This is a genomic window from Pseudomonas sp. BF-R-01 (genome assembly GCF_019946615.1).
Classification (GTDB): Bacteria; Pseudomonadota; Gammaproteobacteria; order Pseudomonadales; family Pseudomonadaceae; genus Aquipseudomonas; species Aquipseudomonas migulae.
Genome location: NZ_JAGYFX010000010.1, coordinates 49947 through 66606, shown reverse-complemented (window position 1 = coordinate 66606; position 16660 = coordinate 49947). Strand labels below are relative to the sequence as shown.

Sequence of the window (16660 nt, the reverse complement as noted above, 5' to 3'; positions counted from 1 at the left end):
AGCGAGCCTGCTCGCGATGGCGGACTCACACACGCCGCATCACTCCCCGACAAACCACCGATAATACGGATTCCCCCCATCCCCGCGCATCACCTCGCGAATATCCCTGGCCCACGCATCACGGTCGCCGTCATAGGCATGCAGGCTCGCCCGATAGAACTGCATCAAGCGCTGCTGGTGCGCATTCATCCGCTCGATGAATCCCGCATCGGCATTCACTAACGGTGGCGCGACGTGCAAGTCCAGCAGGGCCGGGAGCACCCGACTGATCTCTTTGTCCCGCACCCACGGCGCATATTCGATACGCGGCTGGTCGTCGGTCACCGGCGGGGCATCGGCGGCGAAACGCTCCAGCCCCGTGCGATCGGTGACCCACGTGGCGAGCAAGGCGTTGGCGGAACCGATGCCCACGTCCTGCAACGTGCCGCGCACGCTGTCCTGCTGGAAACGCTCGCTGATTTTCGCCGCATCCAGCGCAATCGGTTCCATCGAACCCACCAGCAGCATTTCGTGGAACTCGCTGGTCCACACGTTGGCGTACGGGAACACATCGAGAAAGCTGCGCACCAGGGCGCGTGAATCGTCGATGTTCTGCGTGGGCAGCGGCAGCCACTGCGCGACCAGCCCCTGTTTCTCCAGGCGACTGGCGGCCAGTTGGTAGAAGTCCCGGGAGTAAAGATTGACCACGCCGGCCGCGGAGGGCGGTGGCGGTTCAAGGGTGATCAAGTCATAGCGCTGCGGGTTGCGCAGCAGCTCCTGGCGCCCGTCGCGCAGGCGTACGTCAACGCCGGGATCGGCGGCGGCATTGAAGTTGCCTTTGAACAGCGGCGCAGCCTTGACCACCGAAGGCAGCAACTCGGCCACCACCCGGTGTTCCAGCCCCGGATAACGGGTCAATGCGCCGGCGGTGATGCCGGTGCCAAAACCGATCACCAGCGCCGAGCGCGGTTCGCCGTTGTGGATCAGCAGCGGCAGCAGCGCCTGAATGCGCATGTAACGCAGGGACGGCATGGCGTCGCCGGTGTTGGACACGCCTTGAATGTACAAGCGCTGGAAGGCTTTCTGCCCCTTGCCCTGGGTGACCACCGCCACGGTCCCGCCGCGTCCTTCCTCATAGAAGGCCAGCGTGGCGTTGCGAGCACCGGGGAGCAGGCTGGCGAGTTTGTTCACCGGGGTAAATACCGCCACCGCCACCGACAACAAGCCGATAGCCACCACCGCTTGGCGCCGACCTTTCTTGACCCCGTGACCCTTGCGCACCGCGAAATACCCGATCCCGGCGGCGACGATGGCCAACAGCCCCAATGTGCGTACCAGGCCCAGCCACGGGATCAGCACAAACCCGCAGAGCATCACGCCGACAATCCCGCCCAGCGTATTGAACGCCACGACAGCGCCGACATCCTGGCCGACCCGCTCGCGGCCAACGCTCAGGCGCAGGGCGAGGGGAAACGCCGCGCCCAACAACAGCGTCGGCACAAACACGATGCTTAACGCCGCCACCGCAAACCGCGCGCTCATGCCCGGCAACTCACTCGCACCCAGCGACAACACCCAGGCTTCGGCGAGGCTTTGCGCGACCACCAACCAGCGACCGAGCAGGGCGATTTCCAGCAACGCGACCAGCCCGGCGCCGGCGATCAGCAAACCGAATACCCCCCAGGGATCACGAATGCGCTCCACCCGACGGGCCAGCAGCACACTGCCGAGAAACAGCCCAGTGAGGTACGTCGCCAGCACCACGGCAAAGGCGTAGGTGCGGGTGCTCATGAACTGCACGATCGATTGCGACCAGACCACCTCATAACCGAGGGCCACACCGCCGGCAATCGAGTACAGCCACAAGGCCAGTCGGTCGGGCGCTTTGCTCGACGTGTGTTTCGCCGGCGCAACGGCCGGCAGTGAACGGTGACGCTGAAACCACAAGGCGCCGGCGGCGGCCAGCAGGTTCAGCATCGCGGCCGCCAGGGCACTGCCGCGCACGCCGAGGGTGGCAATCAGCACGAACGCGGCCAGCAGGGTGCCGGCGATGGCCCCGGCGGTGTTCGCCGCGTAAAGCTGGCCGCCAGCCTTGCCCAGATTTAGCGGGTCAGTGGCCAGCGAGCGCACCAGCACCGGCAAGGTGCCGCCCATCAACAGCGCCGGAATACCCACCAACGCAAACGGCAATACCCATGCGGCCAGACCGATGTGTTGTTCCAGCCAGGCAAACGGGCTGGCCGCGAGGCTCATGGCAAAGGTCGCGCCGACACCCAGCACGGCCACCACCACTTCCAGCCCTGCATACAGCAGAACGGGCTGCTGCAATCGATCCGCCCAGCGTCCGAACAGCCATCCACCCAAGGCCAGCCCGGCAAAAAAAGCGCTGATACCGGTGGTGATTGCATAAACCTCGACGCCGACCACCAGCGACAGTTGCTTGATCCACAAGACCTGATACACCAGCGCTGCGGCACCGGAGACGAACAGCAACAGGGCCGGGATCAGCAGCGCGGGGGAGGCGGCATGAGGAACAGGAATGGCCGACGACTTGCTGGCGACACGTGAGGACATAGGGCTATTGCCTTGTACAAATTTCGAATTAAACACAAAACCATTGTAGGAGCCGGCTTGCCGGCGATAGCGGCCGTCCAGTCGATAAAAGTGTCGCCTGAAAAAACGCCATCGCCGGCAAGCCGGCTCCTACAGGGTTTGTGTTTGCACCATGGAATAGGGCCGCTTGCCCGGTCAGGGCGAGCGGCGGTCAAACATTATTTCTTGGCTTTTTCTTCAATCCGCCGATCCACATCCGCGCGGATCTGATCGATGCTGAAGCTCGCCGGTTTCTGGCTAGGCGGATACTCGACGAAGGTTTCCAGGAATCTCGCGGCCTGGGTGGACGCTAGCGATACGAGGTACGCATTCTTGGCCGTCCAGTCGTAATACTGGTCGGAAACCACGTCGGCACGTTCATACGGATCCATGCGCAGGTTGAAGATTTTCGGTACGCGCAGGCAGACGAACGGTTCGGCCCAGACTTCGAAACCACCTGGTTTGCGTTGTTCGCAGAACACCGCTTTCCAGTTGCCGGAGCGCATGGACACGAGCACGCCATCATCGTTGAAGTAGAAGAACTGCGTGCGCTCACTCTTAGGCGATTGGCCGGTCAGGTACGGTAGTTGGTTGTACCCGTCCAGGTGCACCTTGAAACTGGTGCCGCCTGAAGCCGGCGCCCAGCCCTTGAGCAGCTTGTCCTTGACCCCGTCGTCGCCAGCAGCCGCCAGCAGGGTCGGGAACCAGTCGAGGCCCGAGAACAGCTCGTTGGAAACCTCGCCCGGTTTGATCTTGCCCGGCCAACGCACCATGGCCGGAACGCGGTAGGCACCTTCCCAGTTGGAGTTCTTCTCGTTACGGAACGGCGTGGTCGCCGCGTCCGGCCAGGACCATTGATTCGGGCCGTTGTCGGTGGTGTAGACCACGATGGTGTTGTCGGTGATTTTCAGGTCATCGAGGGTCTTGAGCAGTTTGCCGACATCCCCGTCGTGCTCGAGCATGCCGTCGGCGTACTCGTTGCCTGGCATGCCGCTCTGGCCCGCCATCGATTCACGCACATGAGTGAAGGCGTGCATGCGCGTGGTGTTCATCCAGACGAAGAACGGCTTATCGGCCTTGGCCTGTTTCTCGATGAACGCTTGCGCAGCGGCGGTGGTTTCGTCGTCGATGGTTTCCATGCGCTTGGTCGTCAAGGCGCCGGTGTCCTCGATCTTGCCATCGGCAAAGCTGTGGATCACGCCGCGTGGAGAGTTGGCCTTGACCCACTCGGGGTCATCTTTGGGCCAATACGGTCGTTGCGGCTCTTCTTCGGCATTGAGGTGGTACAGGTTGCCGAAAAATTCGTCAAAGCCGTGGTTTGTCGGCAGGTATTCATCCCGGTCGCCCAAGTGATTTTTGCCGAACTGGCCTGTCGCGTAGCCTTGCGATTTGAGTGCCTGAGCAATGGTGATGTCGCGTTTCTGAATGCCGACCGGCGCACCTGGAACGCCGACTTTCGACAGGCCGGTACGCAACGGCGTCTGGCCAGTGATGAACGATGAGCGTCCGGCCGTGCAGCTGTTCTCCGCGTAATAGTCGGTGAACAGCATGCCTTCCTTGGCAATCCGGTCGATGTTCGGAGTCTTGTACCCGACCACGCCCATGGAGTAGGCACTGATGTTGGTCTGGCCGATGTCATCGCCGAAGATCACCAGGATATTGGGTTTTTCGGCGGCCCCGGCAGTCGCCGAAATCGCCATCACCGAGGCTGCCACCAGGGCGAGTTTCGGTAGCCACTTGCGTATGCGAGTCATCTGACTTGCTCCTTTTGCGCTAGTGTCGCGTGGTGCGACAAACGTTTATTGCAGTCCTGCGTCACGCTTTTTATTGCACTTGCTCGGGAGTGGCGGCTGCCTCGAACGGATAGATCCGGCGCCATTCGGACGCCATGTCGACGATAGTCCAGCCACGGGTTTTTGCTTCGTCCAGGGCTTTGTCCAGGCGCCCGATATCGGACTTTCGGTCATAGGCCCATTCGCGTTTGGCGTCGGTGTGGTGCACCAACCCCATGAATCGTTTGCCGGGGCCGGCGGCAGTCCACTGCAACATTTGCAGGTCGCCGTCGGAATTGCCGAACGCCAGGATTGGCCGCTTGCCGATCACCGCGTCGATGCTTTCCGGTTTGCCCGGACCGTCGTCGTTATGGGCCAGCTTGGGCGTGCGCACGATCGAAGCCTTGCCGTCCTTGAACTGGAACGCCGTGACGAAGGTGGTGCCGATCACTTGCTCGGGCGGGATGCCGTAGACCTTCTCGGCGAAGGCGCGCATGAACCCGGTGTCGCCACCGGAGACGATGTAGGTCTTGAAGTCCTGGCCGCGCAGGTAGTCGAGCATTTCCAGCATCGGCTGGAAGATCATCTCGGTGTACGGCTTGCCGGTCTTCGGATGCCGGGCCTGGCTCAGCCAGGTCTTGGCATAGTCGTCGAAGGCTTCGGTGGTCATGCCGGTGTGGGTCGCACCGAAGATCTTCATGATGCCGTCCATGCCGGCGGCGGCGAGTGCCTGGTGATCGTTTTCCAGGACGGCCTTGAAGGGCTGGGTGGTTTTCCATTCCGGGTGCTGCGGCGCGGTGCGCTTGACCTCTTCCAGGGCAAACAGCAGCTCGAAGTACATCGGCTGCTCGCTCCACAAGGTGCCGTCGTTGTCGAACACGGCGATGCGGTCAGCGGGCTTGACGAAGTCCCTGCTGGATTGGTCGGTGACCGTCTGGACGAACTCGATGATGTGCTTTTTCGCCGGGCCGTCATTCCACGACGGCAATGGCTCGTTGGCATGCGCCAGCAGCGGCAGGATCAGCGTGAAGAGCAGCGTCAGCCCGAAACGATGGTGGCTTGAAGTCGCGTTCGTCATGGGAATTCCTTCTCGTGGACGGGGTTGAGCGGCCGCAGTGCGGAAACGGTCCGGACGTTGCTGCCTCGCGCCTGACTATGCAGCGTAGACAAGGATTGCCCGAGTTGGCGCAGCGCCTGATCTTCGGTCGATTGACGGCTGTAACAGGCGCGTAACAGGTCCTGCAGGCGCGGGCCGAGGACGCTCAATTTCAGGCCCCCGCGACTGCGTTTGAGCCACAGGTACAGGGCGCTGAGTTGCGCCGGTGTGGCGTTGATTTGCCGTGGAATCTGCCGCCAGGCGTAGTCGGCGGATTGCAGCCACGCGGCGTGTCGGGCACGGCGTCGGTCGCGCACGGACAGGTAAGCGCGATGCATGAAAGGCCTTGCGAACCAGCCCAGGAGCAGCACTGCCGGCAGCAGCAAGACAACCAGCCAGTGCCTGGAAAAACGCACGCGACTGTGTTCGCCCATTTGTTTCAGGTCTTCGGCAATCGAGAACACTGGCGTGTAAGCGCTGTTGGCGATGGCCTCGAAGCTCACTGCCGGCACTTGCGCGGTGCGGGTTTGCTGGCTGCTGGCGTCCCACCATTTCAGCTCGATCGCGGGCAGGCTGTGATGGCCTTCGCTGTCGATACGGTAAGTCACGGTGTCGATGCGTTGGCCGCCGGTGAAGTTGCCTCGGCCGTCGTCCAGGCCGCTGATTTGCGGGTTTTTCGGGTAACGGCTCAGGCCGCTGACATCGCCCAATGACGGCGCAGGCAGCGACATGGCCATGGCGTTGTCGGCCTGTAAGGTCAGTTGCCGGGTCAGGCTGTCGCCGACCTTCAAAGGCGTTGCCGAGTCGATGACTTTTTGCGTGAAACGCAGCCCTTGCGCCACCAGTACCGGTTCGCCGGATTTGAATCCAGGTGGTTGCTTGGCGGTGAAATGCAGCGGCTGGCTTTGCGCACTCAACGGGGCTCTGGCCTGGCCCGGCGTGGCCTGCACAGTCAGCGCCGGAATATCGAAACCCCGGGCCTGATTCGGGCTGATCCGGTAGCTGTAGCGCATGCCGTTGAACGCCTTGCCGTCCAGCGTCTGGTTGATGTGCTCGGCGTGGCCGTCGGGCGGCAGCACCAGCGCGCCGGGCAGTTTCAGGTCGGGCAGGGCGGGGGCGTCGGTGAACCAACTGTCGGTGAGGACGTCGAGTTGCAGTTCCAGAAGGCCGCCGACCATGACCGGGTCAGCGGGTTGCAGGCGCGTCTGGATGCGCAGTTCGGGTTCGGCGGCGAGGGCGGATGTGGTGATCAGGCAGCAGAGCAAGGCGGCAAGTGTTGTGGTGAGTGAGCGGACGCCATCGCGAGCAGGCTCGCTCCCACAGTTGATTGGATTGAAATCAAATTTTTGTGATCGCCACAAATCCTCTGTAGGAGCCGGCTTGCCGGCGATGGCCATCACTCGATTCATGGCTTGCCCCCCGCCTGATCCTGCAAGCTGAACTTCTGCTTGAGGAATTTCGCTGGCGATGTCGTCAGGTTCTGCAACCACAACGCGTCCGACGTCGCTTGCTCGGTCTCCACGGCTTTGCTTTGTCCCTTGCCCGGCGCCTTGTCCATCTTGATTTCGTCAGGTTTGATCTCAGGCGCGTTCTGTTCGGCGCTCTCGGTGTCTTTCTCCAGGGCGATGGCCAGCGCCAGATTGGCCGTGGCCTCCGGGAACTGTGGTTGCAGCTTCAGCGCCTGGGTGTAGGCCGCGATGGCCTGATCAAACTTGAAACGGCGCACGTAAATATTGCCCAGGTAGAAATACGCCTGGGGTGTTTCCAGTCGCGCAAAACTCGCCAGCGCGAGGTCAAAATCCGCCGCGTTATAGGCCGCGATGCCCTTCCAGTACGGATCGACAAACAGGGCAGCAGCCTTCGGGAAATGCTCATGTTCGAAGGCCCAGCGACCTTGCTGGTCGGGGGTGAAAAATGCATCGGTCAAAGCGTTGGCCTGGGCATTGGTGGGCTGAAAACCGATACCCAGCGCCAGCAGCAAACCGGCCGTCCAGTTCAGGCTCCAGCCTTTGCGCACGCAGAAAAACGCGATGAGCAGCAGCGGCCAGCACAGCCAGTATCCGGCGTCTTTCCAATGCAACTCACGCTGCTCGTCACTGGCCACCTGGAAATGTTGACGGGCGTGCAGTTCGATCCAGTCCAGATCGTTGTCATTGAGCGTCAGGCTGCCCAGCGGCGCCGCCATGGCTGATGCCAACTGCTTCAGCGCGGCCTGGTCGAAACGGCCAAGGGCCGGGCGGCCATTACTGTCGGTGCGCGGCTGGCCATTGGCGTCACGAATGATCCCGCCATCCTCGCTGCCGACGGCGAGGATCAACACTTGCAGCGTGCTGTCGTTCAGTTGCTTGCCCAGGCCGGCGAGTTGCGAGGTGTCGGCGCCGTCGGTGATCAGCAACAACGTGCCCGGCGTTTTCTCCGCCGCCAACAGGCGTTTGGCCTCGTCGATAACCGCGCCGACATCCTTCCCCGGTTTGCCGATCAGGTCACTGCTCAATGCCTGGATAAACGTATCGAGCAACGCCGGATCGTCGGTTGGCGGCAGCACCAGATGCGCGCTGCCGGCGTAGGCGATCAGCGCGTTGCGGGCACCGGCGCGGCGCTGGATCAGGTCATGCAGTTTGTGTTTGACCGCTTCCAGGCGACTGGGCGGCACGTCGCTGGCGTCCATCGAGGGCGAGAGGTCGATGGCAATGATCAGCGGCGCACGATTTTCCAGAAAGTCCGGCCGGTCCTGCTCCCAGGTCGGACCGGCAGCGGCGAGGGCGCCCAACATCAACAGCGCACACACCAGATGCACCGGCCGCAAGCGCTGTTGGTCCTGCGGGGTCATCAGCAAGTGCGCCAGCAAGTGCTCGGCAATGTTGCTGCGCAAACGCCGCTGCACATCCCGGCTGCGCCTCCAGAGCCACGGCAGCAAGGCACCCAACGGCACGAGCAAGAGCCACAGCGGACGGAGGAAGTGCAAGTCGCTGAGGTTGATCTCCATCTCAAGCCTCCTGCCGCTGACGCGCGAGGGTCAGGTGCGGACGCAGCAGGGCGCCGAGGTGGTAGAGCGCGAGCAAACCGATAGCGGCGCCGAGCGGCCACCAGAACAGATCCTTTTTCGGTTGGTGGCTGAGGGTTTTCACCTGGTGCGGGGTCAGCGTGTCGAGGGTGCTGTAGACCTGATCCAGCGCCGTGCGGTCTTCGGCGCGGAAGAACTTGCCGCCCGTGGCGTCGGCAATCTGCTGCAAGCCTTGCAGGTTGACCTTGGCTTCGCCTTCGGCGCTCGGGTCGCCAATGCCGATGGTGTGAATCACCACACCTTTGGCGGCGGCCATCGACGCCGCATGATCCGGGGTGATGGCGCTGCTGGTGTCGTTGCCGTCGGTGAGCAGGATCAGGACTTTTTCCTGTTCATGGGCCTGATCCAGCAACTTCAGGCTCAGGCCAATCGCATCGCCAATGGCGGTGTTGGGTCCGGCCATGCCGATGCCGGTGTCGTCCAGCAACAGCGACAGGCTGGCGTGATCCAGTGTCAGTGGCGCCTGCGGATACGCGCCGCTGCCGAACACGATCAGGCCCAGGCGATCCTCTTTACGCTTGTCGATAAAACCGTGGACCACGTCCTTGACCGCCGCCAGACGATTGATCTTCTGCCCGTTGGCATCGGTGAAATCAGTGGTTTCCATTGACTGGGAGATGTCGATGGCCAGCATCAGATCGCGCACCGGTTGCTGGCGTTCGATGGGTTTTTCCACGAACACCGGGCGTGCGGCCGCGAGCAGCAACAGCGCCCAGACCAGCAGGTTCAGGAGCAATTGCCAACGATTGTTGCGTGTGCCGGCGGCGCTTGGCGCCTGACCGACCGCGCGGCTCATGGCGCCAAAAAACGGCACCCGCACGGCGCTGCGGGCTTCGCGGTAATCGGGCAGGTAGCGGTAACCCAACCAGGGCAACGGCAGGAGCAGTAACAGCCAGGGGTAATCAAGCTGCCACATGGTGCGACTCCACCCAGTGTTTGCAGGTGTCGAACAGCTGCTGACGCTGATCATCGGGCAACGCCAGCAATGTTGCATCCGGCGCATAGGCCAGCAACGCCAATTGCCGGCTGAAATCCGCAGGCAACGGCTGCGCACTGTGCTGCGCCAGAAATGTCTGCCAACGCTCATTACCTAACGCCGCAGGACCTTGTAGGAGCCGGCTTGCCGGCGATGGCGTCCGCGAGGGCTGTGCAAATCTCAAGGGCCCCATCGCCGGCAAGCCGGCTCCTACAGAGGGTGTGTTCCAATTTGAGGGCATCGACAGGGCTACACGTTTGAGCAGTTCGGGGAGTTCGCGCAGGGCGCTGATTTGATCATCGCTGCTTTGCAGTTCAGCCAACCGCACCAGCGCCTCGCGCCGATACCGATCCCGCTGCCACTGCCAATACCGCCGTGCACCCACCAGCAACACAGCAGCCATCAACACCGCCAACAACACCCACCAGCCCCACGTCTGCGGCGCATAACTGACGGGCGCCGGCAGGGCCATTTCCTTGAGTTGCTCAATGCTCGGCACGTTCGGGTTCATCGCCGCCCCCCGCCGAGTTTGCCCAGTTCCGCGCGCAGTTGTGCCTGCGCCTCGGTCGCCGTACTGAACATCATCAACGGCACCTGACTGCGTCGCAGCAGCGTGGCGACGTCCTTGAGCCGACCGCTGAGAAAATCCCCCAGCGGCTGATGAACACTGCGTTGCTCGACCGCCAGCTCGACTTGCAACTGACCTTGAGTAATCAGCAAACGACCATTTTTCGGCAGGTTCAACGCCAACGGGTCGTACACCTGCATGGCAATCACATCGTTATGCGCCGCCAGTTGCCGCATCAGTTGCAAGGTGCGTTCGCCCGCACCGGCAAAGTCGCTGACGATGCAGATCAGGTGATCGTGACCGGCCACTGCCAGACACTGTTGCAGGACTTTATCGAGTTGATCCTCGCCCTCGGCGTCCGGGTTGGCCGCGCTCAATGCCTGATTCTGCTGGACGATGCGACTGCACAGCGCTTCGATCCGTTTGCGGCTGCGCAACGGGGCAATCGCGTCGATCCGTGAGTCGTTGAATACCAACCCTCCAACCCGGTCGCCCGCGTTGAACACCATCCACGCCGCCAGTGCGCCGAGTTCGGCGGCAACCGCGGATTTGAAACTGCGTTGCGAGCCGAAAAACATCGACATGCGCTGGTCCACGAGGATCAACGCCGGGCGATCGCGCTCTTCGGTGAACGTGCGCACCACCGGTTTGCCGGTGCGCAGCGAGGCGCGCCAATCGAGGTGACGCAAGTCGTCCCCCGGTTGATAGCGGCGCAGCTCATCGAAATTCAGCCCGCGCCCCCGCAGCCGCGAAGCGTGGTTGCCGGCGAGGATGCTGCCTTGCGGCTGGCGTGCGAGGAAACTCAGGTCACGGGCCTTGAATTCCAGCGCCATCAATTGCGCCAGAGAGACATAGACCAGACCGTCGACACTTTTTATTTTCAACATCAGGCAGGAATCGCAACGTTATCGAGCAGGCGATCCAGCACCTGATCGGCCGTGACGCCATCAGCGACCGCGTCATAACTCAGCTGCAAACGATGCCGCAGCACCGGATGCACCACGGCGCGCACGTTGTCCGGCGAGACAAAATCCTGCCCCTGCAGCCAGGCATCGGCGCGGGCGCAACGGTCCAGGCCGATGCCGCCGCGCGGGCTGGCGCCGATGGCGATCCAGCGGCCAAGGTCCGCGTCGTAATCCGTCGGATGGCGGGTGGCGTTGATCAGGTCGATCAGGTAACGATCGATGGCCGGGGACACATGGATGGCGCTGACTTCCCGGCGTGCAGCGAAAATCACGTCCTGCGACAGCGCGAAACCCTGCACCGGCGCGGTCTTGGCGCCTGTCGCAAACTCCTCTTCACGCAGCAGTCGCAGTACTTGGCTCTCGTTTTCCGCGCTCGGGTAATCGAGCAGCACCTTCATCAGAAAACGGTCCATCTGCGCTTCCGGAAGCGGGTAAGTGCCTTCCTGTTCGATGGGGTTTTGGGTGGCGACCACAATGAACAACTCCGGCAGCCCATGGCTGTTGCCGGCCACGGTGATTTGCCGTTCTTCCATCGCTTCCAGCAGGGCTGCCTGGACCTTGGCCGGTGCGCGGTTGATTTCGTCGGCCAGAATCAGGTTGCCGAACAGTGGACCGGGCTGGAACCGGATCTCGTTCTTGCCTTCGATCTGGTGCAGCACTTCGGCACCGGTGATGTCCGACGGCAGGAGATCAGGGGTGAACTGGATGCGGCTCATCTTCGCGTCCAGATGCTTGGCCAGCGCTTTCACCGTGCGGGTCTTGGCCAGCCCGGGCAAGCTTTCCAGGAGCAAATGGCCGTTAGCGAGAAGACCCAGCAGAATCTGCCGGATCACTTGATCCTGGCCCAGCACCGCTTCGGCGATGCTGGCTTGCAGGGCATTGAGGTCGTTGAGTGCGGTCATTGAGGGGCCTTTATTCAAGTCGCCAAAGGCGTTGGCAGGTTGATCGATAAAACTGGCGATCCCTGTTCACTTCTAGAAGAACGCCAAAGTCAGGTTGACGCTGAATCCGTTGCCTTCAGGCCGGTTCTTGGTGTCGAACTCCGGGATCCAGCGAGCGTTGACGCTGGCCTGGGCGTCGGCGAATTTGCCGGCCCAGCCCACCGTCGGTCCGGCGCCCACCGAGCGTCCGCGAAAGCCGCTGTTGGCGCCTGACCCGGAGTCGTCGGTGAGCTGCTGGATGTAGCCCGCGGCCATGCCGGCGTTCCAGCCGTTGCCGAAACCGTGGGTCCATAGCGCATCGAGGGTGAAGAGGTTGCCGTTCTTGTAGTCCGTGGCGTTGTTTTCGGTGTAGAACTCAAGCCCGCCAGACAAGGTGAACTCGCCGCCCTTGCCGTCGAGGTGAGTGAAGGCCACGGTGGGCATGAAGGTGTAGGTGTTCTGCCCGGCGTTGGCTAGGCGATCATCGTTGTAAGCGCCGGTCGGCAGGTAGATCGGCAAGGACAACGAGAGGTGGTTGACCTCGTCGAAGTGGTAGCCGGCGGCAATGGGCGTCACCAGCAGGTCGGCGAACTGGGTGCCGGTATCTTCCGTTCCCAGCGTCCGGCCACGAGGCCCGGTGACGCTCGCGGTAATGTCGGTGTACTGCACCGGCACGCCAATCGCCGACGCGTAGTTCCAGCGACCCTTGCCGGTGTCCCAGACATGGGTGAAGTTGGCCATGGTGTAAGACACTTTCAGGTCCAGGCCGGCACTCAAGGCGCCAACGATAGGCACTTGCACGTTGCCCTTGAGCTCGCCGTCGTACCAGAAACTGCTCAACGACATTACCCAGCCGGGTTCCGGTGGCACGATCCCGGCATTGGAAAATACCTGCAAGCCGGTCATCGGCCGACCGCCACCGCCTTCTGCCGCCAGTGCCAGCGGGCTGCTGCCGACCACGCAGAGGGCCAACAAAGGACGTACCACAAAAGACCTGACCATGGCTGGCTCCGCTTATTGATTTTGTGGGGTGACTGGCGTCAACAAGGGCATTTTCCACTCGCCGCTGGAGACTTCCGGTCTTGGCAGGTACAGGCGCAGGACACCGTAGAAAGGCCCGTTCGGCGCTGGCAGCCAATTACTTTGCAGGTCTTTGGGCGGGGCTTTGTGCTGCACATAGAGGGTCAGGCCGCCGTCGGCATCCAGCTTGAGATCCGGCAGCATTCGCGAGTTGATCAGGTAACGATTCAACGGGTTGGCGACCAGCAATTTGTTCTTGCCGTCGTACATCGTCAGCGACCAGAACGCGTCGGCCGGGGGCAGGGCGCCCTTGTCGAAATGCAGCGTGTAGTCGTGTTTCGAGGCGTCGACTGGCTGGCCGTCCTTATCGACGAAATAGCCGATGTAATTCGCCTCCTCGGCAGAGTTGCCGAAGATCCCCATGTTGGCGCCGGCGTATCGGTACAGGTAGTTACCGTTGAGGTGGTCACGGGTGCCGAACAAATCGCCGCTGCTGACCTGATGGCTGTCGACCTTGTCCTTTTTAAACTGTGCGAATTCGGCCTTGGCGTCGGCGATGCCGTCTTCCAGGGCTTTGCGCTGACTGGCAGGCAGCTCGTTGGGTTTGAACGGCTTGCCGGCTCCGATGCCGATTTTGGCGAAGCGCGCCAGCAAGTCTTTTTCCGCGTCCTGGGGCGGGGCAAACGACAGCATGAAATTCAGGTAGCCGAACAGCTCCGGGGTTTCGCTCATGGTCGGCGTGGGCTTGGGCCAGTCGACCTTCGGCGCGGCAGGCGGGGCCTTTTGTTTAACGTAGTGGCTCAGCGGCTCGATCTTGTAGCCCTTCTGGATACCCTTGACCTTGCCCAGGTCTTTTTCGTCGAACAACTGCGTGCGATACAGCGCGTAGGCGATGTTGGTTTCACTGCGCAGCAGACGGTCGATTTCAACCGGTTGCTGACCTTGCCAGTTCGGCCCGGCGATCATGAAATGCCCGCCGGCGTTGCCCGTGCTGCGGGTGCCCAGATACGCAAAATTCTGCGTGTAGGCGTCGATCAGTTGCACCGAGTAGTAACGGTGTTCTTCGATGGGCGGCAGGGTCAGCACCACCGGCTCGGCACGCAGATCCATCCAGATAAACGAGTAGGGCGTGTCGGCGTTGGGCGTGACGAAGGCCGTGTCCTTGGCGGTGAAAGCCTGTGCGGTGTTGCCGATCTGATTGAGCGGTGCCTTGAAGTTCGGGCTCTTCTTGTCGACCGCCTGGGTGTAGAGGGTCTTGTACATTTCCACCACCGGGTAGCCGTACAAATAAGCTTCCTTGGCGATGGCCCGCGCTTCTTCCGGGCTGGCGGTGAATCCGGTCTTTTGGCTGACGCTGACGTCTTGAGCGCCAACGCCGCAACTGACAAACATGCTCATCAAGCTGTAACCGGCTGCGCGAATTGCACCGTGCATAAATAGGGTCCTTATTATTTGCCGAAGGTGACGTTGATCCCCGCGAACAGCGTGAACTGCGGCAAGCCATCGCCCTTGCGCTCGACGGTCCACTGCGGCTCGATGAAGGCGTTGAGAATACTGGACCCGGACTTCCAGACCTTGCCGGCACCCAGACCGAGGGGGATGTAATGGGTGTCGTTTTTCAGGTCGAAGGTCCAGATGGCAGTGGAGCGCAGGTACCAGCCTCTATCGAGGTTGTGAATGACAAACGGCTGCAGGGTTGCCGATTCGACATGCGGGCGGTCGCTGTCGCCGGCAAAAGAACTCTGGTATTGCACTAACGCACCGAGCAAGCCACGGGGCGATGAATCAATCGCAATGGCCGCCAGCCCCGCTTGCCACTTGCCGGTGCCGAGCTCGTCCCGATCGGCGTAGGGCGCGGTGATCATCGGGCCAATGCCCAACTGCACGCCTTCGGTCTTGAGCAGGAAGATATCAAACAGGTTCAGATCGCCTTCGCCGGTGCTGTAGCCACCGTGCGGATCGGGACGGGTGCTGATCGGTGCGGTGGCGCGCAGCAACTGCGGGACGCCGATGAAGTCGTTGGGCGCAATCGGCAGCGTCCCGCGCACCAGCAAATCGTTGGTGTGGATATTCGAGTCGTAGTACTTCGGGGTGTAGTAGTCCTGCAGGTTCATCCCCGGTGCGAGGTTCAACGGGTTGTTACTTTTGTTGGCCGTGTCAGCGTTGTCCGCCTGGGCACACACGGCGGACGTTATTGAAACCGCCAACAAAAGGGCGCTCGCTCCTGGAGTGTTCGACATGATTCCCCGGTTCCTTGGTGGCTCATTGGCCTACTCGGCACTTGGCGGCCGTTATGCGTAATCTCTTTCCTATCAAGCCTGTAGGACATGTCTGATGACGTTAGCAGTTGTCGGCGGGTAATCCAGTCGAAGGGCGCACTTCTCTGCCTGTGAAGTGGTTGTTGATGATGATCAAGCGCTTCAAACAAAACGTGGGATGGCATTCCGTATTCGAATAAAAAGCAGCCGGCATATTGCCGATGAGTCTTTGCGACCTGTGATTTGTGACAGTTTTCGGCGGCGTGTTTTTCGCTGATAGTTAAATGCCCAGTTTTCAATCACCGACGATTATCGAGAACACACCATGATGAACCAGCCCAATAAAAAATCAGCCCCCGATCGTTCCTGGGACGAAGCCACGATTCTTTTCAACGGCAAGCCGGTATTGCCGAACGAGACAATCGCCCTGCTTTATGGAGAGGACAATACTCTCGATATAGAAGCCACACCGGAAGTCGCCGAAGAGATTTATCTGGCGGTCGTGGATAATAATGAGGGCGTTAAACTCCTGGTGGAACCGGAATTGGAATCCTGGCACAAGCTGGTCGATGGAAAGTTAAGTTATAAAATCAGTCCGGAAGTTGGAAAGAGCGGTGCTCTTGTGCTCGCTCTAATGAGTCGGCAATTGAATATGCCATTGGAAATTTCATGTCAGGTCATGTCGCCCAAGCCAATTGAACAGTTAGTCATCCGGATTAATGGCTCAGAGATAAAGTCTGGCGATGTTATTTATGCGGTGAGAGATAGCAGCAATTTAATTGAGGTGGAACCTCTTCCTGGTAGCCCGCTAATAGGCCAGAACATTGTATTGTCATCGGATGCAGTGACACCCCCGAATCTGGGGCCAGTGTTCGAACCGCCAGAAGGATCTCAAACACTTAACCCCGTTGCTCGTTGGAGCCTGGATTGCGGTGACGAAACGGATGGAAATCTATCAATCAGATTGAGTCTGGAGAGTAGCCAGCTAGAATTTATTGATCTGCCAGTGGACGTGGGCTATCAAGACAGTGGTGTCATACTGACAACCATTGTTCAGCTGACGGTTGGCAGGTCAATAACATTGACGACTAGCGTTATGAAGGGGTTTCAGTTGGGGGCGGGGGTTAAAGTTGAATGGCTAAGGGCCGATGCTAGTCGTCTGAAACTTGAATACACCGGTGAAAATGCAAAAAGCTCTATACAGTTTAAACAGGGTGAATTGGTCGGCGTGATTACTGCCCGCATCTTTGTTCGCGGAAAACCTAGTTTTTCAAGAACCGTTAATATCGTTTAACCGTAAAAAAGTTGCAGCTATAGTGGGGGGCGTTACCCACGCGAAAGATTGCTCCTCGAGTATGCCGCCCCGATAAATATCAGGTTAAACGTGTGAACGTAGAGTTCCCGATCACGTCCGTTCAATGGCACAGGACCTGGACGTGATCGCGGCGCT

At 60.9% G+C, this 16660-nt stretch carries 13 protein-coding genes; 1 reads left to right on the top strand and 12 read right to left on the bottom strand.

The genetic code is table 11. From position 1 onward, the window contains the following. Positions 1 to 39: 39 nt before the first annotated feature. From KGB27_RS06685 to KGB27_RS06630, 12 genes are all read right to left on the bottom strand, one after another. Positions 40 to 2553, bottom strand: coding sequence for a fused MFS/spermidine synthase (locus KGB27_RS06685; protein ID WP_223553654.1), 2514 nt, complete (start codon positions 2551 to 2553; stop codon positions 40 to 42). Positions 2554 to 2750: 197 nt separating this feature from the next. Beyond that, positions 2751 to 4325, bottom strand: a complete 1575-nt coding sequence (locus tag KGB27_RS06680; RefSeq protein WP_008036341.1) for an arylsulfatase — start codon at positions 4323 to 4325, stop codon at positions 2751 to 2753. Between the two features lie 70 nt (positions 4326 to 4395). Next, positions 4396 to 5421 (bottom strand): HAD family hydrolase, encoded by a 1026-nt coding sequence (locus tag KGB27_RS06675; protein ID WP_008030176.1) that lies wholly within the window; start codon positions 5419 to 5421, stop codon positions 4396 to 4398. After that, entirely contained in the window at positions 5418 to 6848 is a 1431-nt protein-coding gene (locus tag KGB27_RS06670) for a hypothetical protein (protein ID WP_223553652.1), read from the bottom strand. The genes KGB27_RS06675 and KGB27_RS06670 overlap by 4 nt, the downstream gene beginning before the upstream one ends. Continuing rightward, entirely contained in the window at positions 6845 to 8425 is a 1581-nt protein-coding gene (locus KGB27_RS06665) for a VWA domain-containing protein (protein WP_223553651.1), read from the bottom strand. The genes KGB27_RS06670 and KGB27_RS06665 overlap by 4 nt, the downstream gene beginning before the upstream one ends. 1 nt (position 8426) lies before the next feature. After that, the gene (locus KGB27_RS06660; protein ID WP_223553649.1) at positions 8427 to 9419 is read right to left on the bottom strand and encodes a vWA domain-containing protein; all 993 of its coding nucleotides are present in this window, start codon (positions 9417 to 9419) and stop codon (positions 8427 to 8429) included. Beyond that, the gene (locus KGB27_RS06655; RefSeq protein ID WP_223553648.1) at positions 9406 to 9990 is read right to left on the bottom strand and encodes a DUF4381 domain-containing protein; all 585 of its coding nucleotides are present in this window, start codon (positions 9988 to 9990) and stop codon (positions 9406 to 9408) included. The genes KGB27_RS06660 and KGB27_RS06655 overlap by 14 nt, the downstream gene beginning before the upstream one ends. Continuing rightward, a complete protein-coding gene (locus tag KGB27_RS06650; RefSeq protein ID WP_008030187.1) occupies positions 9987 to 10934 on the bottom strand; it encodes a DUF58 domain-containing protein in 948 nt (315 codons plus the stop codon). Before KGB27_RS06650 ends, KGB27_RS06655 begins: the two co-directional genes overlap by 4 nt. Next, the gene (locus tag KGB27_RS06645) at positions 10934 to 11914 is read right to left on the bottom strand and encodes an AAA family ATPase (protein ID WP_223480946.1); all 981 of its coding nucleotides are present in this window, start codon (positions 11912 to 11914) and stop codon (positions 10934 to 10936) included. Before KGB27_RS06645 ends, KGB27_RS06650 begins: the two co-directional genes overlap by 1 nt. Before the next feature lie 72 nt (positions 11915 to 11986). After that, positions 11987 to 12934 (bottom strand): transporter, encoded by a 948-nt coding sequence (locus KGB27_RS06640; protein WP_223553647.1) that lies wholly within the window; start codon positions 12932 to 12934, stop codon positions 11987 to 11989. 12 nt (positions 12935 to 12946) lie between these two features. Beyond that, positions 12947 to 14386, bottom strand: coding sequence for a DUF1254 domain-containing protein (locus KGB27_RS06635; protein WP_411736697.1), 1440 nt, complete (start codon positions 14384 to 14386; stop codon positions 12947 to 12949). Positions 14387 to 14400: 14 nt separating this feature from the next. Further along, the gene (locus tag KGB27_RS06630; RefSeq protein WP_223553646.1) at positions 14401 to 15192 is read right to left on the bottom strand and encodes a hypothetical protein; all 792 of its coding nucleotides are present in this window, start codon (positions 15190 to 15192) and stop codon (positions 14401 to 14403) included. A gap of 343 nt (positions 15193 to 15535) precedes the next feature. On the opposite strand from KGB27_RS06630, the gene KGB27_RS06625 reads away from it, so the two are divergent. Next, entirely contained in the window at positions 15536 to 16504 is a 969-nt protein-coding gene (locus KGB27_RS06625; protein WP_223553645.1) for a hypothetical protein, read from the top strand. The last annotated feature ends 156 nt before the right edge of the window (positions 16505 to 16660 follow it).